This is a genomic window from Bradyrhizobium sp. BR2003 (assembly GCF_009720285.1).
In the GTDB taxonomy this organism is placed as follows: domain Bacteria; phylum Pseudomonadota; class Alphaproteobacteria; order Rhizobiales; family Xanthobacteraceae; genus Bradyrhizobium; species Bradyrhizobium elkanii.
Map to the genome: position 1 here is coordinate 112,230 of NZ_SMYJ01000030.1, position 24,119 is coordinate 136,348.

A 24,119-nucleotide genomic window follows, 5' to 3' on the forward strand; every position below is an offset into this window, starting at 1 on the left:
GGGGCCCGATCGCATTGCGACCGAGGCCCCGCTCAACCGATGCCGTCAGAGCGGCTTGATCTGCACCTTGCGGAACTTGACCACGCCCGAACCATACTGGAGCGCGATGTAGCCGTTGGCGTGCTTGGAGTCCTGGGCGTCGACGGTCTTCTGGCCGTTCAGCGTCACGATGAAATGCGGCCCCTGCGCCGTGATCTCGTAGACGTTCCACTTGCCGGCCGCCTTCGGCATCGGATCGACCTTGCCGACGTCGACAATCGCGCCGGTGCCGTAGGTCGGGTCCGGCCGCTTGTCGAAGATGTTGACCTCGTAGCAGACCTTGGAGTCGATCACCTTGTTGCCTTCGCAGCGGATGAAGATGCCGCTGTTGGCATCCTCGTCGGTCCAGAACTCGGCCCGGATCTGGAAATCCTTGTATTGGTTTTTGCTGACGAGATAGGAGAGATCCTTGCCGTCGAGCTTGTCGGCGACCAGCGCGCCGTCCTTCATCGCCCAATTGGCCTTGCCGACCTCGTCCCAGTCACCCTTCTTGGAGCTGTCGAGCAGCGTGACCCAGCCGTCGTCCCCCGAGGCGGTGGTGGAAAATTGCAGCGCGGCCGCACCGATCACAAGTCCCGCCGCCAGTATCGACAGATGCTTCTTCAAGGTTATCCTCCCGTCTTTTGGTTGGCGCGCAACCTATCATCGTCCGCAGCGACGTAAATGCTTTTTCATATTGCAACTGCGTTGTGTCACGGATCGCTGTCGCAATCCTGAGGTCAGACATGCACGGCTGCGTCTTGCCGGGCGGAAGCGAGGACAACTAGCATCGCGCGGCATACGGGCGCGGCAGTCGCCCGGGAAATCCGATCTGGGAGCACACCGATGAGGGCGTCGAAACGATCCTGGCGATACCTGATGATGCCGCTGGCCTTCGCCGGCATGCTGAGCGTCGGCTCGGCGGCCGAGCTCAATCCGGCCGCCGTCACCTACAAGCTGCCGGATCAGATTCCCTGGAGCTCGGTCGATGCGCGCGGCGCGCAGAACGCGGTCGTGGTCGGCGATCCCTCGAAGCCCGGCTTCTACATGGTCTACACCAAATGGACCAAGGGCAATCACTTCAGCCGTCCGCACTTCCATCCCAACGACCGCTACATCGTGGTGCTCAAGGGCACCTGGTGCGTCGGCTCGGGTCCGAAATTCGATCCCGATCACGGCACCGTGGCGATGCCGGCCGGCAGCTTCGTCACCCATTTTGGCAAAGAGGTGCACTGGGACGGCGCCAAGGACGAGGACGCCGTGCTGCTGATCATGGGCGAAGGTCCGGCCACTGCGACCGAGGTCGAGCAGAAGTAGCCGGAACCGGCTAGCAACCTTTGCATCCACGCGGCGTTTCCTCCCCTCATCATCATGACGAGGAGATGACGCATGGCGAACGCTGCCGACATTCGGGAACATATGGATGTGATCTCGTCGGACAAGAAGACGGTCGGCAAGGTCGACCACATGGAAGGCACCGACAAGATCAAGCTGACCAAGCAAAGCTCGCCTGACGGTCAGCACCATCACTTCATTCCACTGTCCTGGGTCGACCATGTCGACCAGCACGTCCACCTCAATAAATCGGGCTCCGACGTGACGGCGCATTGGCAGCACGGCCGCCAATAGCCGCGTTGCGCGAGGTGGGAGCGATGCTATCATCCCGGCCCAAGGAAGGGCCTTCGATGCATCCCGCCGCCAAGCTGCAATTTGCCCGCATCGTCGATGAGTTCGCGCGCTGGCGCGCCATTCCGGAACCGGAACGGCCGCCCGCGCCGGCTTGGTGGTGGGGGCCGGCATTCGAGATGCGCGATGCCGCCGAACCGCTTCCGGCCGCCTGGAGCCGTCGGCTGCGGCTGCCTGACGGTGCGCGCTTTGCGGAGGCTGCCCTTGTGTTGCGCCAGACTTTGGCCGGCCAGGACATCCTGCCGTGGCCCTATGATTTCTCGCGCAAGGTCGCATCGACCGATTCCGACGTTCGCGACCTGCCCGTGCAGCCGTCAGACGACAGCGCGTTTCCGCCTTAGATCCGGCGCGGCCTCGCCGGTCGCCTCGCCATCCAGCAACGGCTGCAGCGGCGGCGACGCCTCTGCCTGCGACGGCTTCAACAGCTCGGCGAGATCGCGCGGCGGCAGCGGCCGGCTGAACAGGAAGCCCTGCATCTCGTCGCAGGCATGGGCGCGCAGGAACTCCTGCTGCTCGGAGGTCTCGACACCCTCGGCGACGATGGTCATGCCGAGCGCCTTGCCCATGCTGATAATCGCCTGCGCGATCGCGACGTCCTCGGAATCATTGGGCAGGTCGCGCACGAAGGATCGATCGATCTTGATGGTGTCGATCGGGAACTGCTTCATCAGCGACATCGACGAATAGCCGGTGCCGAAATCGTCGATCGCGAGCCGAATGCCGCGATTCTGGATCGCGTCGAGCACGCGCACCGCGCGCGTCACGTTGCGCATCACCATGCTCTCGGTGACCTCGAGCTGCAGCAGCGCCGGTGACATGCCGCTCTCCTCCAGCGCCGCGTCGATGTCGTCGAGTAGATTCGGATCGCCGAACTGCCGCGGAGAAAGGTTGACCGCCATCGTCACGGCCCTGAGGCCGCGGCGCTGCCATGCCATGTTCTGCGCACAGGCTTCCTTCAGCACCCAGCGGCCGATCGGCACGATCAGGCCGATCTCCTCGGCGAGCGGAATGAACTGGCCGGGCGAGACCTTGCCGAGCTCCGGATGGGTCCAGCGCAGCAGCGCCTCGACGCCGCTGATCGCTCCACTCGCCATGTCGACCTTGGGCTGATAGTCGAGCGAGAACTGGTTGCGGTCCAGCGCGCGGCGCAATGCGCTCTCCATCGTCAGGCGCTCGATCGACTGCGCCCTGATCTCGTTGGAGAAGAAGCGGAAGCCGTTCTTGCCGTCTTCCTTGGCGAGATACATCGCCATGTCGGCATTCTTGGTCAGCGTCTGCACGTCCGAGCCGTCGGCCGGATACATCGCGATGCCGATCGAGGCCGTGGTATGGCACTCGTGTCCGCTGATCGTCAGCGGCTGGCTGAGCGAGATCAGCAGATCGCCGGCGATGCGCTCGACGTCGTTCCGTTCGGTGGTCTCCTCGAGGATGACCACGAACTCGTCGCCGCCGAGCCGCGCCACCACGTCGCTCGCGCGCAACGATCCTTGCAGCCGCTCGGCGATCGCCACCAGCAGCATATCGCCGGCGTCGTGGCCGAGCGAGTCGTTGATCACCTTGAAACGGTCGAGATCGATAAACAGCACCGCGAGCTGCCGGCGATGGCGATCCGCCGCCGAGATCGCGTGATGCAGCAACTCGTTGAACGTCTCGCGGTTGGGCAGACTGGTCAGGCTGTCGTGCGAGGCAAGGTATTCGATGCGCTCGTCGGCCTTGTGCTTCTCATCGGCGCGATCGAAGCTCTCGAGCGCGAACGCCAGATTGTCGGCGAGGCGCTGCAGCAGCTCGGCGAACTCCGGCGTGAAGGTGTCCTTGTCGAGCGCGACGAAGATCATGACCCCGACCACCCGCCCGCTGACAACAAGCGGAAACGAGGCGCTGGACTGCGTTCCATCGAGCCGGGCGCGCTCATGGAAGGCGGCGGTCTCGGTGTCGGCAAAATAGTCGTTGATGATGCACGCCTTGCCGGAGCGGAACGCTCGGCCGCAGGCGCCGCGGCCCTCGGGGTGCGCCTCGCTGGTCGAGAGCGTCACTTGGCGCGCGCCCTCGGCCGCCGGCCCCGCAATCGCGGCGATCCGCAGATAGTCGCTTCCGCTCTGCGCCAGCGCGATCGTGGTCGAGGTGAACTTGCCGCCGGTCGCCGCCGCCGCGCAGACCAGTCGATACAATTCGGCGCGGGACTTCGCCCGCATGATCGCCTCATTGGTCGCGCTCAGCGCCGCGAACATCCGCGACAGCCGCTCCTTCTGCTCGTCGTCCCGCGCCTTCTCGTCGGCACGGTCGAAATTGGCCAGCGCAAACGAGACGTTCTCGGCAAGCCGCTGCAACAGCGCCATCATCTCCGGGCTGAAGGTGCCGAACTCGCTCGAGAGAAACACCAGCGCGCCGATCGCCTCGCCGTTCTTGAGCAGCGGCAGGGCTGCGCCTGATTTGCTGCCGCTGTCGCGCACGGCCGGATAGACGTGCGATTCGGGGCCGAAGTCGCTGAGATAGTCGTTGCTGATGCAGGGCCGGCGCGTACGGATCGCGACGCCGGTCAGCGTCTGCCCCTCCGGACGCGTCGCGTCGGCCGACAGCTGAACCTCGCGGGCCCGCACCCGATCGGGGCCCGAGGCGGCCACATTGTCCAGGAAAACCTCGCCGGGGCGCACGAGCCTGATTGTGGCCGAGACGAACTGGCCGCCGACCGCCGCGGCATCGCAGACCAGATCGAACAGCTCGCCGCGGGATTTTGCCCGCATGATCGCCTCGTTGGTCGCGCTCAGCGCCGCGAACATCCGCCGCAGCCGCTCCTTCTGCTCTTCGGTCCGCGCCTTCTCGTCGGCGCGGTCGAAACTGCCGAGCGCATAGGAGACGTTGTCGGCGAGGCGCTGCAGCAGCTCGGCGAATTCGGCCGAGAAGGTGTTGCGCTTGGCGGAGATGAACAGCATCACGCCGACCGGCTCGTCGTCGACGATTAACGGAAACGCCGCGCCGGATCGCGCATCCTCGCGGTCGATGACGTCGCGGAACGGATTGTTGGCGACGTCACCCAGAAAATCATTGTTGATGCAGGCGCGGCGGGAGCGGAACGCCCGGCCGCAGACGCCGCGCCCTTCGGGGCGTGCCTCGCTGCGCGAGACGTTGAGGCGGCGCGCATTGGCTGCGGTGGGCCCAGCGACCGCCATCATCTCCAGGAAATCGTCGCCGGGCTTGGCGATCAGGATGCTGGTGGAGTTGAACCCGCCGCCATGGGCCGCGGCCGCGCAGACCAGCTCGAACATCTCGAGCCGCGACCTCGCGCGCATGATCGCCTCGTTGGTCGCACTCAGTGCCGCGAACATCCGCGACAGCCGCTCGCGCTCGGCGTCGGCCTTGGCCTTCTCGGTGGCACGGCCGAAATTGTCGAGCGCGACCGAGACATTCTCGGCGATCCCCGCGAGCAGCGCGATGATCTCCTCGTCGCGCGCCCAGGAATTGCCGGTGAAGAAGATCAGGACGCCGACGCTCTTGCCGAACCGGGTGAGCGGCAGCGCGACGCAGGCCATCAGGCCGCTGCCGCCGACCGGCATATGCGACGGGCTCATCGAGATCGGGATATCGTGCTCGACGCAGGGCCGCTGGGTCCGGAACGCCTCGCCGCAAATCCCCTTGCCGTAGACGTTGTCCGGATCGGTCGAGAAGCGCGTCTGCGTGATCAGGTCGAGCGCCTCGCCGGTGCCGGCGACCGGCTCGAACCAGTGCGTATCGGGTTCGGCCAGCAGCACCACCGTGGCGAAGGACTTTCCGCTGAACACGGCGGCATCGCAGACCCGCTGATAGAGATCGTGCTCGGTCTTGGCGCGAAGGATCGCCTCGTTGGTTGCGCTGATGGCACCGAACATGCGGTTGAGCCGGCGCATCGCCCGCTCGCCGCTCTTGCGCGAAGCTTCGTGGTCGAAATTATCGAGCGCGAAGGACACGTTCGCGGCCATGCGCTCCAGCAGCGAAACGATCTCTTCGCCCAGCGACTGGGCCTCCCGCCGCGTCACCATGAAGACGCCGACGCTGCGCCGGTTGCAGACCAGCGGCAGGGCCGCCGCCGCGCCGACGCCGGCCGCCGCGGCACCGCTGCGCCAGGCGGCCGAACGGGCGTCGTTGACATAGTCGTTGGCGACGCAGGCGTTCTGGTCGCGGAACGCCCGGCCGGCGACGCCTTCTCCCTCCGGCGTATTGGCGATCGCGGAAATGGTGATGCTGCGTAGTCGCGCGACATCGTCGCCGAAGCCGGCCGCGAACTTCAAGAGACCGGTATCCGGCTCCAGCAAAAACACGGTCGCGGCCAGGAAGCTCCCGCTCGAGAACGCGGCTTCACAGACCTTGCCGTACAATTCTTCTGGTGATTTCGCGTACAGAATCGCTTCGTTGGTGGCACTCAACGCCGCGAATGTACGCCCGATGCTCGACTGCACGATTCCTGAAGGCCCCGGGGCCAACCCCTCCAATCTGGCGGGGAACATTGCCCGCGATAGGCCTAAGTGGTGGTTAGCGTATCCGGCAAGTTGCCCGACAAAGTAAACGGCTGACGAATGCCGGTAGCGGTTTTCCGGGATATTACGGACACCGGTGTGCCAGCCTGAGGCGGAGGGCCGTAATGCCGGGACCTGCGCCCTGCCGGTGCCGCCGGAGCGACCAAATTCCGCATCGCGACCGCGCCCGTTCCACTATGTGAAATCGCGACGGTGAGCACCCTGCTGGCGGTATGGCCGCCCGGATTTTCTGCACTTGCTCGCCCCTCGGCGCTTTGAGAGCATGACGCCGACAACAGCAAGCAAGACCCGCGCAGCACGCGGGCAGACCACGAGGAAAATCCCATGCCGATCGTCCAGGCCGACCGTCTCACGCGCATCGGCGCGGCACTCCTCAGGGGCGCCGGCGCATCGGAGGAGGAGGCGAGCGCCGTCGCCTCCGGCTGCGTCAATGCCAACCTCGCCGGCCACGACTCTCACGGCGTGATCGCAATCCCGACCTATATCGACCGCATCAAGGCCGGCCACATCGTGCCCGGCGCGAAATGGACCATCGTGCAGGAGACGCCGACCACGACCGTGATCGACGGTCATTGGGGCTTCGGCTTCCACGTCAACGCCAAGGCGATGGAGATGACCATCAACAAGGCGAAGACCGCCAATGTCGCGGCCTGCACCGTGTTCCGGCAGAGCCATGTCGGACGGCTCGCGCATTACCCGATGATGGCGATGCGCGAAGGCATGATCGGGATTGCGGCCGCCGATTCCGGCCGCTCGCCGAAACATGTGGCGCCGTTCGGCGGCCGCGAGGCGCGGCTCGGCACCAACCCGCTCTCGATCGCGGTGCCGTCCGACCTCGAGGCGCCGTTCTACCTCGATATGGCGACCTCGGCAGTCGCCGCCGGCAAGATCCAGCTCGCGGTGGCGCGCGGCGAGAGCATCCCGAAGGGATGGATCATCGATGCCGAGGGACGCGACACCACCGACCCTGCGGACTATCGCAAGGGCGGCGCGCTGCTGCCGCTCGGCGGCAGCGAAGGTTACAAGGGCTCGGGCCTTGCCGCGATGGTCGAGGTGCTGTGCGGCCTGTTGACCGGGCTCGGCTTCGGCGTCGAGCCGACCGGCCGGCACAACGACGGCTGCTTCATGGCGGTGTTCAACGTCGCCGCATTCCGTCCGCTCACGGACTTCAGGAAGGAAGTCGCCGACTTCGCCCGCTATTTGAAATCGACGCCGCCGTCGGAAGGGAGCCGCGGCGTGTTCTATCCGGGCGAGATCGAATATCTGCGCGAGCAGCAGCGGCGCAGGGACGGCATCGAGATCGAGGATGCGACCTGGGACAAGCTCAAGGCGCTCGCCGCCGATTACAAGCTCACCGAGCAGCTCGACCTTCGCTGATAGTTCCGGACACAGGAGAACGACATGACACGGCAAATGGCGCTGGTTGGCTTTTTGCAGGCGCAGAACTGCACCAACCTGCCGGGCTCCTGGCGCCACCCGGAGTCGCGCGACGATTCGATGTCCGCGGATTACTATCAGGAGATCGCGCGCATCCTGGAGCGCGGCAAGTTCCACATGGCGTTCTTCGACGATCGTCTCGCAATGCCCGATCGCTACGGCAACGATCACGCCCACACCGTCGAATACGGCATCCGCTGCGTGAAGATGGACCCGATCGTGGTGCTGACCACGATGGGCATGGTCACCACCAAGCTCGGCCTCGCCTCCACCGCCTCCACCACCTATTTCGAGCCGTTCGACGTCGCCCGCCGCTTCGCCACGCTCGACCTGATGACGGGTGGCCGCGCCGCCTGGAACGTGGTGACCTCGGTCAATGACGGCGAAGCGCTCAACATGGGCCGCGAGCAGCATCTCGAGCACGATCACCGCTATGACCGCGCCGACGAGTTCATGGAGGTGGTGCTCGGCCACTGGGACGCCTGGGAAGACGGTTCGCTGCTGATCGACAAGACAAGCGGCCGCTTCGCCGATCCGACCAAGGTGAAGCGGCTCGACCACAAGGGCGCGTTCTTCACCTCGCGCGGCCCCTTCACGGTGCCGCGCTCGCCGCAGGGCCATCCCGTCGTGATCCAGGCCGGCGCCTCCGGCCGCGGCCAGCGCTTTGCCGGACGCTGGGGCGAGGTGATCTTCACCGCGGCGCGCAACCTCGCCAATGCCAAGCAGGGCTATGACGCGATCCGGGGCGAAGCCGCCAAGGCCGGGCGCGATCCCGACCAGATGTTCCTCTGCAATCTGATCACGCCGGTCACCGGCGCGACCAAGGCCGAGGCCGAGGACCGGATGGCGGTGATCCAGAAGCTGCCGCTCGAGATCGACGCGCTGTCGCTGCTCGCCGAAGGCCTCAACTTCGATTTCGGCGCCAAGGGGATCGACGAGCCGCTGACATCAGAGGAGCTGCAGGGCATGCAAGGCATGCTCGGCATCCGTGACGGCGTGCTGCGCACCTCCGGCAAGACTAATCCCTCGACCCGCGACTTCATCACCTTCTCCGGCCGCGGCCAGGTGCAGGACGCGATGGTCGGCGGCCCGAAGGAGATCGCCGACCGGCTGGAGGAGATGTTCGAAGGTCGCGGCTGCGACGGCTTCGTCGTAGCGGCGAGCTACGTGCCGGGCTCCTATGCCGACTTCGTAAACCACGTGGTGCCCGAGCTGCAGAAGCGCGGGCTATTCCACAAGGACTACGCCGGCACGACGCTGCGCGAAAATCTCGGGCTCAAGCGCCCCGCCGCGGGCGCCTGGAAGACCCGCGCGCAAGCCGCGGAATAGAAGGACATCATCATGCGCTGGCTGAAATTCACCGCCGAGGCCACGACTGCGGGTACTACTTCTTGGGGCCTCGTCGAGGGCGACACCGTTACGGCCATCAATGGCGATCCGTTCGGCGAATGGAGCAAGACGTCGAAGACCCACGCATTGAAGGACGTCAAGATCGAGCTGCCGCTGATCCCGCGCACCTTCTATTGCGTCGGGCTGAATTATTTGAAGCACCTTAAAGAGGCCGCCGACAAGGCCGGCACCGTGCCGAACGTGCCTGACCGTCCCGAGATCGGCTACCGCGCGCAGAACGCGCTGATCGCCCATGACGAGGATGTCGTGATCCCGGCTGGTGCCACCGAGAAGATCCATTACGAGGGCGAGCTCGTCGTCGTGATCGGCAAGAAAGCCAAATACCTGACCGAGGCCAACGCGATGGACTGCGTGTTCGGCTACACCATCGGCAACGACGTCTCCGAACGTAGCTGGCAAAAGGCCGATCGCGGGCTGTGGCGTGCCAAGAACGCCGACACCTTCAAGCCGATGGGCCCGTGGATCGAGACCGACGTCGACCTCGACCGCATGGAGACCGCGATCCGCGTCAACGGCAAGGAGACCGGCCGCTTCCGTACCAACGAGATGATCTTCGGCATCGTGCCGTTCCTCGTCGAGCTTTCGAAATACTTCACGCTGTCGCCCGGCGATGTGATCTGGATGGGCACCGACGGCGCCTCGCCGGACTTGAAGGACGGCGACGTCGTCGAGATCGACATCACCGGGATCGGGACATTGCGCAACAGGTTCGTGAGGGAGAAGGTGTGAGGGGGGCGTGCCTTATTCCCCAGTGTCGTCCCGGCGAAGGCCGCGACCCACAACCACAGGATTGAGTTGTTGAAGAAGGCTGTGGCCCGAGCGTCGCATCACAAATCGCATTCGTGGTAATGGGTCCCGGCCTTCGCCGGGACGACACTGAGAGTGTTGCACGGCCTGCGGGTCACATGCCGCATTCTCGCGACGTGATGGGCCCGAACTTTGCACCTCACCATCATTCCGGATTCAGCTCACCGCGCCGCCACCGACCTGCTCTTCACATGATCGATGAAGGCGCGCAGCTTCGGCATGATCTGGCGGTGGCCGGGATAGTAGAGAAACACGCCCGGCGTCGTCGACGCGAATGCATCCAGCACACGGACGAGCTTCTTCTCCTTCACCGCGCCTGATATCAGCGGCGCCGGCACTTGCGCCAATCCGACACCTTCGATGGCGGCGCCGACCAGCGTCGGGAAGTCATGGCCGATGAACGATCCCGACACGGCAAGCTCGATCGAACGGCCGTTGTCGTTCAGCGACCATGGCGCGAAGCCACCGTTCGATCGCCGGAGCCGCAGGCACGCATGCGCGCGCAGATCGTCCGGACACTTGGGCCGGCCGCGGCGCGCGAGATAGTCCGGGCTGCCGACGATGGCGAACGGGAACGGCTTGGTCAGGCGCACCGCGACCATGTCCGGGTTGATGAACTGGCCCATGCGGATGCCGGCATCGAAGCCGCCGGCGGCGAGGTCGACCAGTTCCTCGCTGGCGGCGAGCTCGATTTCGATCTCGGGATAGGCCTTGCAGAACGAGGCGATCAGCGGCTCCAGCAGGATCGGCACCACCGAGCGCGGCACGGTGAGGCGCAACAGCCCGGCGGGCTTCTGCCCGAGCGCGCGCGCCGCCCCGCTCGCAGCGACCAGCTCCTCGAATGCCGGTCTTGCGCGCGCCAGGAATCGTTCGCCGGCGTCGGTCAGCCCGACGCTGCGGGTGGTGCGGATGAACAGTACGGCGCCGAGGCGCGCCTCGAGCGCGCGCACCGCCTGGCTGATCGCCGACGGCGTGACGCCGAGCTCGGCCGCCGCGCGGCGGAAGCTGCGGTGCTGGGCGACGGCCAGGAATGCCTCGACGCCGTCGAGCGCGCCCTGCCGGACTGTGAAGTTCTGCTTCATAGCCTGTGAACATTATCGCGAATAGTCGCTCGCGGAAAGCGGCCCTATATCGGAGCCACAGGCAGCGTCAGCGCGACGCGCGCTGCTCACGCGACATCACGACATCACGACATCCGTCGCGAGCGGAGACCTGCGACCAATGCAAGCAATCCGTCACACAATCCTGGCTCTCACCCTCACTTTGACAGGCACCACTTCCATGACCGCTCCCTCCCCTGCTCAAGCACAAGCCCAAGTCACCTCCACCGTCACCACCGGCGTGATGGTTATCCTCACCGCGAAAGCCGGCGTCACCCGCGATCAGGTGATGGCCGTGATGCCGGACGAAATCCGGCAGACCGTGCAGCTCTATCTCAACGGCAAGATTCGCGAATGGTATTCGCGGTCCGACGGGCGCGGCGTGGTCCTGCTGCTCGACGCCAAGGATGCATCCGAGGCGCACGCGATCATGGAGGGTCTGCCGTTGTCCAAGCTCGATCTGATGGATCACGAGTACATCGGGGTCGGCCCGCTGCTGCCGCTCCGCCTGCTCGTCGCCAGGCCCTGAGCGTCAAGGTCCTGAACGCAAGCCAACCGATCGACAACCACAAGGGAATGCGCCGATGCCACCGGGCTTCAATCTTCCATTCGTCCTCAGCGTCGCCGGCGCCTTCCTGACAAGTGCTGTCGTGGCCGTCACCTACGTTTGGCCGGCGGTCCGCGCGATGCCACGTGACAACGCGCTCAGACTGCTCGCAGCGTTCCATGCGTTCAGGTTTCTGGGCATGAACTTCATGGTCGTCGGGTTCGTGTCACCGCAGTTGAGCGCGGATTTCGCCAGCGAGGTCGGATGGGGCGATCTCACCGCCGCCGGTCTCGCGCTCGTTGCCATGGCGGCGCTGTCCTGGCGCTGGGCGATCGCGATTCCGATCGTCTGGCTCTTCAACGTCTGGGGCACGCTGGATCTGCTCAATGCCTATTACAACGGCGTGAAGATCGGCGACCCCGGCCTGTTCGGCGCCGGCATCTACATTCCCGCGCTCTACGTGCCGCTGCTGCTGGTCAGCCATGTCATGGTGTTCATGCTGCTGACGCGGGCGAAGTCGGTGGAAGCGTAGCTGCTGCATCAAACATCGTCGTCGGGGCGAAGGCCGGGACGACAGCGCAAATGTGGCGCGGCCATCGCCACACACCCTAAAACGGCAACGCCACGCCGCTCTTGATCTCCTTCAGGATCACGTTGGTGCGGACGTGACGGATGCCGGGGATGCGGAACATGAACTCGTCGAGGAATTTGTTGTAGGCGTCCATGTGGCGCACCACGACGCGCAGATGATAGTCGGCATCGCCGGTGGTCGCGAAGCATTCCAGCACCTCGCGGCGCTTCATCACCCGCGCGACGAACTCGTCGACGAACTTCACGTCGTGCCGCTCCAGCGAGACGTGCAGGATCGCCGAGGTCGCAAAGCCTGCGCGCTCGCGCGCGACCAGCGCCGAATAGCCCGAGATGACGCCGGCCTCTTCCAGCGCGCGGACCCGGCGCCAGCAGGCGGAGGTCGACATTCCGACGGTTTCCGCAAGCCGCTGGTTGGTGGCGCGGCCATCCTTCTGCAGTTCGGCGAGGATTTTCTGGTCCTGCTCTTCGACCATAGTGAGGCCTCCGAATTGGTAGATTCTACCGGATTGCGCTCCTTGTAGCAATCTTATGCCGATCTTGGCTCGCAAAATGAACAGATAGGCAAGACCTACCAGGCCCGCAGGCGTAGCCTTGCCGGATCAGACATCGCGTTTCCCGGAGGGGTCAGTCATGGGCCAGATGCCGTTGCTCGACGCCTACCAGTTGTCCGAGCGCTACAGCCGCGACCGCGGCCGAGTTTTCCTCACCGGCACGCAGGCGATCGTGCGCATCGCGCTCGACCAGGCGCGGCGCGACCGCGCCGCCGGGCTCAACACCGCGGGCTTCATCTCCGGTTATCGCGGTTCGCCGCTCGGCGGCGTCGATCTCGAGTTGTGGAAGATCGGCGAGCAGCTCAAGGACAGCCGCATCGAATTCCTGCCCGCGGTCAACGAGGACCTCGCCGCGACCGCCGTGCTCGGCTCGCAGCAGGTCGAAACGCAGAGAGATCGCGAGGTCGATGGCGTGTTCGCTCTGTGGTACGGCAAGGGCCCCGGCGTCGATCGCTCCGGCGATGCGCTGAAGCACGGCAATGCCTATGGCTCCTCGCCGCATGGCGGCGTGCTGGTCGTCGCCGGCGACGACCATGGCTGCGTGTCGTCCTCGATGCCGCATCAGTCCGACGTCGCCTTCATGAGCTGGTTCATGCCGACGCTGCATCCGGCCGATGTCGGAGAATATCTCGCGTTCGGCGAATATGGCTACGCGCTGAGCCGGTTCTCCGGCATGTGGGTCGGCTTCAAGGCGATCTCGGAGATCGTGGAATCCGGCGCCTCGGTCGGACTGCCCGCCCCGCGCCGTTTCGTGCAGCCGGATTTCGTGCCGCCGCCCGGCGGCTTGCATTATCGCTGGCCGGATCTGCCGGGCCCGCAGATCGAGGAACGGCTGGAGGCGAAGAAGCATGCGGTTTACGCATTCGCGAAAGCCAATCCGATCGACCGCCACATCTACGATATCAAGGATGCGAGCTACGGCATCGTCACCACGGGCAAGGCGCATCTCGATCTGATGGAGGCGCTGCGGCTGGTCGGGCTCGACGAGGCGGCCTGCCGCCGCTTCGGCATCGACATCTACAAGGTCGGCATGGTGTGGCCGCTGGCGCTGCATGATGCGATGGAGTTCGTGAAGGGCAAGCGCGAGATCCTCGTGGTCGAGGAGAAGCGCGGCATCATCGAGAGCCAGTTCAAGGAGTATTTCTACGACTATCCCGGCGCCAAGCCGGAGCGAATGGTCGGCAAGCATGACGAGAGCGGCGCGCGGCTGATCTCCTGGACCGGTGAATTGTCGCCGCGCATGCTCGCCGACGTGCTGGCGCGGCGGCTCGACCCGATGTTTCCGGAATTGCAGCTCGCCCGCCGCGTCGCCGCGCTGGTGCCCGAGAGCGAGCGCATGATCGCGGTGCCGGGCGCGACGCGGACGCCGTATTTCTGCTCGGGCTGCCCGCACAACACCTCGACGAAAGTGCCCGAGGGCTCCAAGGCGCTGGCCGGCATCGGCTGCCATTTCATGGCAAGCTGGATGGACCGCGAGACCTCGTCGCTGATCCAGATGGGCGGCGAGGGCGTCAACTGGGCGGCGTCGTCGAAATTCACCGGCAACAGCCACGTGTTCCAGAATCTCGGCGAAGGCACGTATTATCACTCCGGCTCGATGGCGATCCGGCAGGCGATCGCCGCGAAAGCCAACATCACCTACAAGATCCTGTTCAACGACGCGGTGGCGATGACCGGCGGCCAGCCGGTCGACGGCCCGGTCAGCGTGCAGGCGATCGCGCACTCTGTCCGCGCCGAGGGCGTGTCGCGGATCGCGCTGGTGTCGGATGACCCCGCGCATTTCTCGCCGGCGGATCTGCCCTCCGGCGTCACCATCCATCCGCGCGAGGAGATGGACGCCGTGCAGCGCGAGCTGCGCGCGATTTCCGGCGTCACCGTGCTGATCTATCAGCAGACCTGCGCCACCGAGAAGCGGCGACGGCGCAAGCGCAGCATGATCGAGGATCCCGCGCGCTTCGCCTTCATCAACGACCTCGTCTGCGAAGGCTGCGGCGACTGCTCGGTGGAATCGAACTGCCTCAGCGTCGAGCCGAAGGAGACGCCGTTCGGCCGCAAGCGCCGGATCAACCTCTCGACCTGCAACAAGGATTTTTCCTGCCTCAACGGCTTCTGCCCGAGTTTTGTGACGATCGAAGCCGGCAAGCGGCGGGCGAAGACGGCAAGCGCGATCGATCCGCTCGCGCGGGCGGCGGCACTACCGGTGCCGGAGCTCGCGAGACTGGAGCGGCCCTACGATCTCCTCGTTACCGGCGTCGGCGGCACCGGCGTCATCACTGTCGGCGCACTGATCGCGATGGCCGCACATCTCGAGGGCCGCGGCGTCTCGGTGCTCGACTTCACCGGCTTTGCGCAGAAGTTCGGCCCCGTGCTGAGCTATTTGCGGCTGGCGGCTGCGCCCGACGCGCTGCACCAGGTGCGGATCGACCAGGGTGCGGCCGACGCGCTGATCGGTTGCGACCTCGTGGTGAGCTCGTCGGCAAAGGCGTCCGGCACCTATCGCATGGGGATGCGCGCTGCAGTCAACATCGCCGAGATGCCGACCGGCGACGTGGTTCGGTTTCGCGATGCCGACCTCGCCTCGCCGGTTCGCTTGCGCGCGATCGAGCGGGTGATCGGGTCGGGCAACCTCAGCATGATCGACGCCAACGCGTTGGCCGAGCGGCTGCTCGGCGACAGCGTCTTTGCCAACATCATGATGCTCGGCTTTGCCTGGCAGCAGGGCCTGGTGCCGGTCTCGCTGGAGGCGCTGACCCGCGCGATCGAGCTCAACGGCGTCGCGATCGAGCGCAACAAGCAGGCGCTGGCGTGGGGCCGGCTCGCCTTCGCCGATCCGGAGTTTTTGCCGAGGGCCGACGGTGCTGCGGCCAACGTACCCGAAACGCTGGAGCAGATGATCGCGCGGCGCGCCGACTTCCTTCGTGATTATCAGGACGAAGCCTATGCCGCGCGCTATCGGGCGACAATCGACCGCGTGCGTCGCGCAGAAGCGGCGCTGGGCAGCGAGACCTTGACCGACGCCGTGGCGCGCTCGCTGTTCAAGCTGATGGCCTACAAGGACGAATATGAGGTGGCGCGGCTGCATATGCAGTCGGGCTTCCTCGACGCGCTCAGCCAGGAGTTCGATGGCGACTTCACGGTGCAATATCACCTTGCGCCGCCGTTCCTCCCGGCGCGACGCGACGCACGGGGACGGCCGAAGAAGCTTGCGTTCGGCCAATGGATCCAGACGCCGCTGCGGTTGCTCGCGCGGCTCAAGGCGCTGCGCGGTACGGCGTTCGACGTGTTCGGTTACACCGCGGAGCGCCGCGCCGAGCGCGAGCTGATCCCCTGGTATGAGGCGCTGATCGAGACCATGCTCGGCAAGCTCGACAAGGGACGGCTGCCCGATCTCGTCGCGCTGGCGAAGGCGCCGATGGAGATCCGCGGCTATGGGCCGGTAAAGGACGTTGCGATCGAAAAGACCAGGGCGGAGGTCGCGCGGCTCACCGCGCGACTTGCCTCCGCCCCGTCAGAGCAAGGCGACGGCTCAGGCCGCCGCGCGGCGCTTGGCGGGTGATATCAGGCCGACCACGACGGTCGCGAGCACCGCCACGACGATGTTGAGCAGCAGCGCGCCGAGCCCGACATAGAAGCTGTAGCTGGAATCGCCGAGCGAGATGGTGGCGAGCGGCTTCAGCCCGTTGCTCCACGCCGTGTACGTGCCCCAGCCGATACCGACCGCCCAGCCGAGCAGCAGGCCTTCGGCACGGAACCAGACAGTGAACAGCCCGAACACCAGCGCCGGCAGCGTCTGCACGATCCACAGGCCGCCGAGCAGTTGCAGGTCGAGCGCATATTGCGTCGGCAGGAACAGGATGAAGGCGAGCGCGCCGACCTTGACCACCAGCGAGGTGATCTTCGCCACCGACGCCTCGCCCGCATGCGAGATGTCCGGATTGACGTAGGACTTCCAGACATTGCGCGTGAACAGATTGGCGGCGCCTATGCTCATCACCGCCGCCGGCACCAAGGCGCCGATCGCGATCGCGGAGAACGCAAAGCCCGCGAACCACTCGGGGAACAGCGTCTTGAACAGCATCGGCACCACGTCGTTCGGCGAGGTCACCTTGATATTGGCGGCATAGGCCATGTAGCCGAGCAGCGCGATCAGGCCGAGCAAGAGCGTATAGGCCGGCAGCAGGATCGCATTCTTGCGGATGGTATCCGCCGACTTCGAGGCGAAGATGCCAGTCAGCGTGTGCGGATACATGAAGGCCGCGAGCGCCGAGCCGAGCGCCAGCGTCGCATAGGGCAGATACTGCGAAGGCTTCAGCGTCAGGCCGGTGGCGCCGCCCTTCGCCGTGAAGGCGTCGTTGGCCGCCGCGAACACCGCGCCGTAGCCGCCGAGCTTTGCCGGCACCACGACCACGGCGGTCAGCACCACGATGTAGATCATGATATCCTTGACGAAGGCGATCAGCGCCGGCGCCCGCAGGCCGGAGCTATAGGTATAGAGTGCAAGGATGACGAAGGCGGCGATGATCGGCAGTTCGCCTGACAGCCCCATCGCCTTGATCACAACCTCCATGCCGATCAGCTGCAGCGCGATGTAGGGCATGGTCGCGACCAGGCCGGTCAGCGCCACCGCGAGCTCGAGCGCGCGCGAGCCATAGGCGCCGTGGACGACATCCGCAGCGGTGACGTAGCCGTTCGCATGCGCCTTCTTCCACAGCACCGGCATGACCGCGAACACGAAGGGATAGACGATGATGGTGTAGGGCAGCGCGAAGAAGCCATAGGCGCCGACCGCATAGACCAGCGCCGGCACCGCGATCACGGTGTAGGCAGTGTAGAAATCGCCGCCGACCAGGAACCAGGTGATCCAGGTGCCGAACTGGCGGCCGCCGAGGCCCCATTCGTCGAGATGCTCGCTGACCGGGCCGGATTTCCAGCGCGCCGCGAAGAAGCCCATCACGGTGACGAGCGCGAAGAAGAAAATGAAGACGCAGAGCGCCACCCAGGCGATATGATCGGCCATGGCTGTCCCCTCACCGCGTCTCGTCGGCATCAGGCCGGCGGCTGCGATAGACCAGCCAGATCAGGAGCGAGGAGATCGGCACCCAGGCGAGCTGGTACCAGTAGAAGAAGGGAAAGCCGAACAGGGAGGGCTCGACGAAATTATAGAACGGCACCCACAGCAAGCCGATGAACGGCAGCAGCAACAAAATCCACATGGCCTACTCTTTGACGCAAGACACAGCTCAAGGCGGGAGGTTCCGCTGATCTTGGCAGCGATCCAGGAACCGGTTCGTTGCGTCTAGAATCACGGTTACGGCAATGCGACGCAAAAAGATGTGATCGTCACCTGGCGCATGCCGCCTATTCCGCCTTGATGCCGGCGTCCTTTATCACCTTGCGCCAGCGCGCCTCCTCGCCGGCAAAGTAGCGGTCGAGCTCGGCCGGCGGTGAGGCCACCATCGCGAGGCCTTCATTGACGCTGAGCTTCTTGAAGGCCTCCGCCTGCACCGCCTTGGCTGCCGACTTGTTGAGGCGATCGATGATGTCCGGCGGCGTGTTGGCCGGCGCATAGAGGGCGTACCAGGATTCCGCGACATAGCCGGATGCACCGGCTTCCGACACCGTCGGCAATTGCGGGAACGCGGCCGAGCGCTCAGCCGATGTCACCCCGATCGCGCGCAGCTGCCCGGCCTCGACCAGCGAGGCGCAGCTTGCCACCGTGGTGAACATCACCTGAATCTGACCGCCCATCAGGTCGGTGATGGCGGGCGCCGCGCCCTTGTAGGGAACGGTGGTGAGATTGACCCCGGCCATGTGCTTGAACAGCTCGCCGGCGAGATGCGCCGAGGTGCCGGTGCCATAAGTGCCGTAGGACAGCTTCTCCGGATCGGCCTTCGCGGCCGCGATCAGATCGGCAATCGACTTGATCGGCGAAGCCGGATTGACCACGACGACGTTGAACGAGCGCGCCACGAGCGCCACGGGCGCAAAATCCTTGTGCGCGTCATAGGGCAGCTTGCTGTAGAGGCTCGGATTGACCGCGTTGGCGAAGGTCGCCATCAGCAGCGTGTAGCCGTCGGGCGGACTCGTCGCGACACTCTGTGTTCCGATGATGGTGCCCGCCCCCGGCTTGTTCTCGATGATGACGGTGACGCCGAGATCCTTCTGCATCTCCTGCGCCAGCGTCCGCGCGACGACATCGGTGCCGCCGCCCGGCGCGAACGGCACCACGATCTTGACGATGTGATCGGGATAGGCGGCGCGCGCCGGCACGTGCAGCAGGACATTTGCTGCGAGCGCGAACAAGAGTGATGCGAGAAGACGAAGCGGCATGGCAGGCCTCGGCGGCAGACGGTGCCGTCTTCATACACGCGAACGCCATGCAAGGGATGCCGGGCCGTCATGACGCACAGAAGATGCGCTGTGCTATTGGTCCCGTCATCCTGAGGAGCGCGTAGCGCGTCTCGAAGGATGCACGGCCCATTCTCTGGCCGATTCATCCTTCGAGGCTCGCCCAGCGGTGCAATTGCGCCGCGAGACTCGCACCTCAGGATGACGGACTTGAAGTATCGCGCACCGCCTCACGAATACGGATTGATCAGCTTCTGCTGCTCGGTGGCGTGATGCACCAGGAGATCGATGAAGACGCGTACCTTCGCCGAGAGGTGATGGCGGTGCGGATAGATTGCGTTCATGGTGAGCTCGACCGGCCGGTACTCGGGCAGCAGCCGAACCAGCTTCCCCGATTCGAGTTCGTCCCGGACCAGGAAGCCGGCCGCGAGGAACACGCCGACGCCGGCAAGCGCCGCGAGCTTCAGCGTCTCGCCGCTGTTGGAGACGAGATTGCCCGCCACCTTTACCGCTGCCGGTGCGCCCTTGCGGTCGACGAAGCGCCACTCGTCGCCGAACGGGTAGTTGATATGGCGAACGCAGTTGCGGGTCGCGAGGTCGGCGAGCTGCTCCGGCTTGCCGTGCGCTTCGATGTAGTCGTGCGAGCAGCACAGCACGTGCCGCCACGTGGCGATGCGGCGCACGATCAGCGCGGAGTCGCGCGGCTGGATCATCTGCACGGCGAGATCGAAATTTTCGTCGAGCAGGTCGGCCGAGCGTTCGCCGATCATCAGGTCAATCTTGACCTCGGGATAGGTCGCCAGGAACTCGGCGACCGTCGACGACAGGAACTGCACCAGATGGGTGTTGGTGAAGATGCGCAGCGTGCCACGCGGCACCGATTGCTGGGCGCCCGCGATGTCGTCGGCCTGCTCGATATCGGCGAGGATCTGGACGCAGCGGTCGTAATAGGCCTGGCCGACCTCGGTGAGGCTGACCTTGCGCGTGGTGCGGTTGAGCAGCCGGGCGCCGAGCCGGTCCTCCAGCGACTGCACGTGGTTGCTCACCATGGTGGTGGACATGTTGAGCTTGCGGCCGGCGGCGGAGAAGCCGCCGGAATCCACGACCCGGACGAAGGCGGTCAGGCTGGTCAGGCGATCCATACGGCAAGGTCCGGATTATCAGCGCTGGCTTGATAATGCTTCCAGTTTTATCGGGATTATCACAGCGGGGAGGACATTGCATCTAACGGGCCATGCTGGGCGCCCTTTCTGGAAGGACGCGAATGTTCGACCCGGAGGATGTCATGTCGACTACCACTTATGTCCCTGAAGAAGCGGCCAAAATCGGTCTCCGCCCGTCGCGGAAAACGGTCAAGCGGGTGGCGCTCGGGCTCGTCGCGATCATCGGCGGCGCCGTGGCAGCCGACTTCGGCTACGACTACGTCACCACCGGCCGCTACCTCGAAACCACCGACGACGCCTATGTGAAGGCGGACTCCACGATCATCGCCCCGAAGGTCTCGGGCTACATCGCCCGCGTGCTCGTCACCGACAACCAGCCGGTGAAGGCCGGCCAGTTGCTGGCCGAGATCGACGACCGCGATTACCGCACCGCGCTCGGCCAAGCCAAGGCCGATGTCGACGCCGCCACAGCCTCGGTTCGCAACCTCGATGCCCAGCTCGAACTGCAGCAGCCGATCATCGACCTGAGCACGGCCGACGTCACCGCCGCCGAGGCCAACCTGAAATTCGCCCAGGAAGAGCAGACCCGCTACGACGGGCTGATGAAGTCCGGCTCCGGTACCATTCAGCGCGCGCAGCAGACCGATGCGGCGCTGCGCGCCAACACCGCGCAATTGCAGCACGCGAAGTCGGCGCTGTCGGCGGCCCGGCGCAAGGTCGACGTGTTGACGACGCAGCGCGCCCAGGCGGTTGCCCAAGCCGACAGGGCTCGCGCGGTCGAGCAGCAGGCCGAGCTCAACCTGTCCTACGCGCGGATCACCGCGCCGGTCGATGGCACGGTCGGCGCCCGCACGCTGCGCGTCGGGCAATATGTACAGGCCGGCACCCAGCTGATGGCGGTGGTGCCGCTCGATGCGGTCTATGTGGTCGCCAATTTCAAGGAGACGCAGCTGACCCATGTGCGCAACGGTCAGCCGGTCGAGCTCACCATCGACAGTTTTCGCGGCACCACGCTGAAGGGCCATGTCGACAGCCTGTCGCCGGCCAGCGGCCTCGAATTCGCGCTGCTGCCGCCCGACAACGCCACCGGCAACTTCACCAAGATCGTGCAGCGCGTGCCGGTGAAGATCGTGCTCGACGACCACAGCCTCACCGGCCTGCTACGCCCGGGCATGTCGGCAATCCCGACCGTCAACACCAAGGCGACGGTGCTGGCCGAGCGCGAAGAGAAGCGGCGGCTGGCACAGGCGACGCGGCCGCACGGCGGGTAACGCCGAGAGCTATTACGACTGGCCTCGCGCGATCGATCACCCACTCGGTGATCGATCGCGTTCTTCGTTCCGCAATCACAGGCGGAAGGGCTCCCTCCCCCTTGGGTTGGGGAGAAGGGTGCCGCTTGCGCTGACGTTTGTTGGTTTGCGACGACGCCATTGTCGCTGGTCACGCGCACAGCGGTGTTGAAACGGTTCGCGTACTCTTTGACCCCAACGCCCCGGGCTTACCCCTCTCCCCACCCTCCCCCGCAAGGGGGGAGGGTGCCTGAGAGATGTGCTCACCTCACTCGTCGATACCACGCAGACCAAAACCCAATGTCGTGCCGCTGGCCGCAACGCGGTTATCGCCGCAGTCGCTCTCTCAACGGCCGCGGCATCGATTATCAATCTCAACGGGACAATCCTTCCACTCTTTCCCGGATTATCGAAAGGCGCCGCCTAATACATCTTGCGTCGGCCAGCAAGGACGATCCCGATGACCGCGCTCCAGCCCACCGCCAATGCAGCCGACGCTGCAAACCTCACCGCCCCCGCCACACCGGCGGTGCCTGCGATCCCCACGAAGACCTGGATCGCGGTGATCGGCGCCACGCTCGGCGCATTCATGGCGGTGCTCAACATCCAGATCGTCAACGCCTCGCTCGCCGATGTGCAGGGCGCGATCGGCGCCGGGATCGACGACGGCGGCTGGATCTCGACGTCCTATCTGATCGCCGAGATCGTGGTGATCCCGCTCTCCGGCTGGCTCGCACAGGTGTTCTCGGTGCGCATCTATCTGCTCACCAATGCCGCCCTGTTCCTGGTGTTCTCGGCGGCATGCGCACTGGCGCAGGACCTGCCGCAGATGATCGCGCTGCGCGCGGTGCAGGGTTTCACCGGCGGCGTGCTGATCCCGATGGCGTTCACGCTGATCATCACGCTGCTGCCCAAGGCCAAGCAGCCGATCGGGCTCGCGCTGTTCGCGCTGTCGGCGACGTTCGCGCCGGCGATCGGCCCGACCATCGGCGGCTATCTCACCGAGAACTGGGGCTGGCAGTACATCTTCTACGTCAACCTGGTGCCGGGCGCCGTGATGATCGCGATGCTCTACGTCTCGCTCGATCCGAGCCCGATGAAGCTGTCGCTGATCCGCCAGGGCGACTGGCTCGGCATCATCGCCATGGCGATCGGCCTCGCCGCGCTGCAGACCGTGCTGGAAGAAGGCAACAAGGACGACTGGTTCGGCTCGCCCTTCATCGTCCGCCTGTCGGTTATCGCGGCGGTCGCGCTGGTCGCGTTCCTGATCGTCGAGTTCACCGTGGAGAAGCCGCTGCTCAATCTGCGCCTGCTCGCCCGCCGCAATTTCGGCTTCGGCATGCTGGCCAACTTCCTGCTCGGCATTGCGCTATACGGCTCGGTGTTCATCCTGCCGCAATACCTTGCGCGCATCCAGGGCTACAACGCCGAGCAGATCGGCATGGTGCTGGCATGGACCGGCCTGCCGCAGCTCGTGCTGATCCCGCTGGTGCCGCGGCTGATGCAGCGCTTCGACCCGCGCATCATCATCAGCGTCGGCTTCGCGCTGTTCGCCGGCTCCAACTTCATGAACATCTTCATGACCAACGACTATGCCACCGACCAGCTGTTCTGGCCCAACATCGTCCGTGCGATCGGCCAGGCGCTGGTGATGGCGCCGCTGTCGGCGGTTGCGACCGCGGGCATCGAGCTGGAGAACGCGGGCTCGGCCTCCGCGCTGTTCAACATGATGCGCAACCTCGGCGGCGCCGTCGGCATCGCCGTGCTGCAGACGCTGCTGACCAAGCGCGAGCAATATCATTCCAACGTGCTGATGCAGCCGGTCTCGCTGCTGGAACAGGCCACGCGCAACCGGATTGAGCAGCTGACGCAGTATTTCATGAATCACGGCGTCGCCGACCAGGCCGCGGCCGCCCACCGCGCTATCGCGGCGATCGGCAAGGTCGTGCAGAAGCAGGCCTACATCCTCGCCTTCAGTGATACCTTCTATCTGCTCGGCGTCGCGCTGATCATCGCACTGGCGGCGACACTGTTCCTGAAGAAGCCGGGCCAGCTCGCTGGCGGCGGTGCGCACTAACCCAAACCACGACCAAGGAGAACGACCATGAAGCCCCGCATGAATTTCTACCAGGCCGCACCCGAGACCATCAAAGCGCTGGTCGCGGTCGAAAACCAGATCGCTGCCAGCGGCCTCGAGCAATCGCTGATCGAGCTGGTCAAGACCCGCGCCTCGCAGATCAACGGCTGCGCCTACTGCATCAACATGCACACCGAGAATGCCCGCAAGCATGGCGAGACCGAGCAGCGGCTCTATCTGCTCAACGCCTGGCGCGAATCCCCGCTCTACAGCGAGCGCGAGCGCGCGGCGCTGGCCTGGACCGAAGCGTTGACGCTGGTGTCAGAAACGCATGCGCCCGACGCCGACTATGAAGTCGTGCGCGCCCAGTTCTCGGACAGCGAGCTGGTCAACCTGACCACGCTGATCGGCACGATCAACGCCTGGAACCGGATCGCCATCGGCTTCCGCGCGGTGCATCCGGTAAAGGTGAAGGTCGCAGCGTGAGGGCAATCCTGTCCGCCATCTATTCCGCTGTCATGCCCCGCTTCATACGGGGCATCCAGTACGCCGCAGCGCCTCGGCTCAAGCACGGCGGCCTCTGGAAT

The 24,119-nt window shown here is 65.3% G+C and carries 20 protein-coding genes; 12 read left to right on the forward strand and 8 right to left on the reverse strand.

What is annotated here, in order from left to right; all coding sequences use genetic code 11:
* Positions 1–45: 45 nt before the first annotated feature.
* Positions 46–645, reverse strand: coding sequence for a 3-keto-disaccharide hydrolase (locus tag E2I15_RS24905; protein WP_137482598.1), 600 nt, complete (start codon positions 643–645; stop codon positions 46–48).
* 219 nt (positions 646–864) lie between these two features.
* Between E2I15_RS24905 and E2I15_RS24910 the strand changes: the two genes are divergently transcribed.
* The 3 genes from E2I15_RS24910 (at position 865) to E2I15_RS24920 (ending at position 2,045) form a co-directional block, all read left to right on the forward strand.
* A complete protein-coding gene (locus E2I15_RS24910) occupies positions 865–1,335 on the forward strand; it encodes a cupin domain-containing protein (RefSeq protein ID WP_246668330.1) in 471 nt (156 codons plus the stop codon).
* 72 nt (positions 1,336–1,407) lie between these two features.
* Positions 1,408–1,647, forward strand: coding sequence for a DUF2171 domain-containing protein (locus E2I15_RS24915; protein ID WP_016846164.1), 240 nt, complete (start codon positions 1,408–1,410; stop codon positions 1,645–1,647).
* Positions 1,648–1,703: 56 nt separating this feature from the next.
* Positions 1,704–2,045: a hypothetical protein gene (locus tag E2I15_RS24920; RefSeq protein ID WP_016846165.1), complete on the forward strand. Its 342-nt coding sequence runs from the start codon at positions 1,704–1,706 to the stop codon at positions 2,043–2,045.
* Here E2I15_RS24920 and E2I15_RS24925 read toward each other — a convergent pair.
* Positions 2,019–6,134, reverse strand: coding sequence for a bifunctional diguanylate cyclase/phosphodiesterase (locus E2I15_RS24925; RefSeq protein WP_137482597.1), 4,116 nt, complete (start codon positions 6,132–6,134; stop codon positions 2,019–2,021). The two genes, E2I15_RS24920 and E2I15_RS24925, sit on opposite strands and share 27 nt — an antisense overlap.
* 402 nt (positions 6,135–6,536) lie before the next feature.
* Here E2I15_RS24925 and E2I15_RS24930 point away from each other — a divergent pair, with 402 nt between their 5' ends.
* The 3 genes from E2I15_RS24930 to E2I15_RS24940 are packed head-to-tail and all read left to right on the forward strand — an operon-like array spanning position 6,537 to position 9,788.
* The gene (locus E2I15_RS24930; RefSeq protein WP_137482596.1) at positions 6,537–7,589 is read left to right on the forward strand and encodes an Ldh family oxidoreductase; all 1,053 of its coding nucleotides are present in this window, start codon (positions 6,537–6,539) and stop codon (positions 7,587–7,589) included.
* Between the two features lie 24 nt (positions 7,590–7,613).
* Positions 7,614–8,978 (forward strand): LLM class flavin-dependent oxidoreductase, encoded by a 1,365-nt coding sequence (locus E2I15_RS24935; protein WP_137482595.1) that lies wholly within the window; start codon positions 7,614–7,616, stop codon positions 8,976–8,978.
* A 12-nt stretch (positions 8,979–8,990) separates the two neighbouring features.
* On the forward strand, positions 8,991–9,788 hold the full coding sequence (locus E2I15_RS24940) for a fumarylacetoacetate hydrolase family protein (RefSeq protein WP_137482594.1): 798 nt from the start codon (positions 8,991–8,993) through the stop codon (positions 9,786–9,788).
* Between the two features lie 239 nt (positions 9,789–10,027).
* Here E2I15_RS24940 and E2I15_RS24945 read toward each other — a convergent pair whose 3' ends face one another.
* Positions 10,028–10,948 carry a LysR family transcriptional regulator gene (locus E2I15_RS24945; RefSeq protein ID WP_137482593.1) on the reverse strand — a complete coding sequence of 307 codons (921 nt, stop codon included), beginning with the start codon at positions 10,946–10,948 and terminating at the stop codon, positions 10,028–10,030.
* Between the two features lie 199 nt (positions 10,949–11,147).
* On the opposite strand from E2I15_RS24945, the gene E2I15_RS24950 reads away from it, so the two are divergent.
* Together E2I15_RS24950 and E2I15_RS24955 are read left to right on the forward strand one after the other, a co-directional pair.
* On the forward strand, positions 11,148–11,495 hold the full coding sequence (locus E2I15_RS24950) for a hypothetical protein (RefSeq protein WP_246668329.1): 348 nt from the start codon (positions 11,148–11,150) through the stop codon (positions 11,493–11,495).
* A gap of 55 nt (positions 11,496–11,550) precedes the next feature.
* Complete coding sequence (locus tag E2I15_RS24955) at positions 11,551–12,045, forward strand: DUF8737 domain-containing protein (protein ID WP_137482592.1); 495 nt, start codon at positions 11,551–11,553, stop codon at positions 12,043–12,045.
* A 76-nt stretch (positions 12,046–12,121) separates the two neighbouring features.
* Here the strand turns inward: E2I15_RS24955 and E2I15_RS24960 are convergent, their stop codons facing one another.
* Positions 12,122–12,577 carry an Lrp/AsnC family transcriptional regulator gene (locus E2I15_RS24960; RefSeq protein WP_137482591.1) on the reverse strand — a complete coding sequence of 152 codons (456 nt, stop codon included), beginning with the start codon at positions 12,575–12,577 and terminating at the stop codon, positions 12,122–12,124.
* A gap of 157 nt (positions 12,578–12,734) precedes the next feature.
* Here E2I15_RS24960 and E2I15_RS24965 point away from each other — a divergent pair, with 157 nt between their 5' ends.
* Entirely contained in the window at positions 12,735–16,211 is a 3,477-nt protein-coding gene (locus E2I15_RS24965; protein ID WP_137482590.1) for an indolepyruvate ferredoxin oxidoreductase family protein, read from the forward strand.
* Here the strand turns inward: E2I15_RS24965 and mctP are convergent.
* The 4 genes from mctP to E2I15_RS24985 all read right to left on the reverse strand — a co-directional run bounded on the left by mctP (position 16,182) and on the right by E2I15_RS24985 (position 20,145).
* Positions 16,182–17,672 carry a monocarboxylate uptake permease MctP gene (mctP, locus tag E2I15_RS24970; protein WP_137482589.1) on the reverse strand — a complete coding sequence of 497 codons (1,491 nt, stop codon included), beginning with the start codon at positions 17,670–17,672 and terminating at the stop codon, positions 16,182–16,184. The genes E2I15_RS24965 and mctP overlap by 30 nt on opposite strands.
* A 10-nt stretch (positions 17,673–17,682) precedes the next feature.
* Positions 17,683–17,868, reverse strand: a complete 186-nt coding sequence (locus E2I15_RS24975; protein WP_018269750.1) for a DUF3311 domain-containing protein — start codon at positions 17,866–17,868, stop codon at positions 17,683–17,685.
* 145 nt (positions 17,869–18,013) lie between these two features.
* Positions 18,014–18,985: a tripartite tricarboxylate transporter substrate binding protein gene (locus tag E2I15_RS24980; RefSeq protein WP_137482588.1), complete on the reverse strand. Its 972-nt coding sequence runs from the start codon at positions 18,983–18,985 to the stop codon at positions 18,014–18,016.
* Positions 18,986–19,233: 248 nt separating this feature from the next.
* Positions 19,234–20,145, reverse strand: coding sequence for a LysR family transcriptional regulator (locus E2I15_RS24985; protein WP_137482587.1), 912 nt, complete (start codon positions 20,143–20,145; stop codon positions 19,234–19,236).
* 143 nt (positions 20,146–20,288) lie between these two features.
* Here E2I15_RS24985 and E2I15_RS24990 point away from each other — a divergent pair, with 143 nt between their 5' ends.
* From E2I15_RS24990 to E2I15_RS25000, 3 genes are all read left to right on the forward strand, one after another.
* The gene (locus E2I15_RS24990) at positions 20,289–21,437 is read left to right on the forward strand and encodes an HlyD family secretion protein (protein ID WP_137482586.1); all 1,149 of its coding nucleotides are present in this window, start codon (positions 20,289–20,291) and stop codon (positions 21,435–21,437) included.
* Positions 21,438–21,915: 478 nt separating this feature from the next.
* A complete protein-coding gene (locus tag E2I15_RS24995; RefSeq protein ID WP_137476970.1) occupies positions 21,916–23,532 on the forward strand; it encodes an MDR family MFS transporter in 1,617 nt (538 codons plus the stop codon).
* Positions 23,533–23,559: 27 nt separating this feature from the next.
* Positions 23,560–24,018, forward strand: a complete 459-nt coding sequence (locus E2I15_RS25000; RefSeq protein WP_137476969.1) for a carboxymuconolactone decarboxylase family protein — start codon at positions 23,560–23,562, stop codon at positions 24,016–24,018.
* Positions 24,019–24,119: the final 101 nt, after the last annotated feature.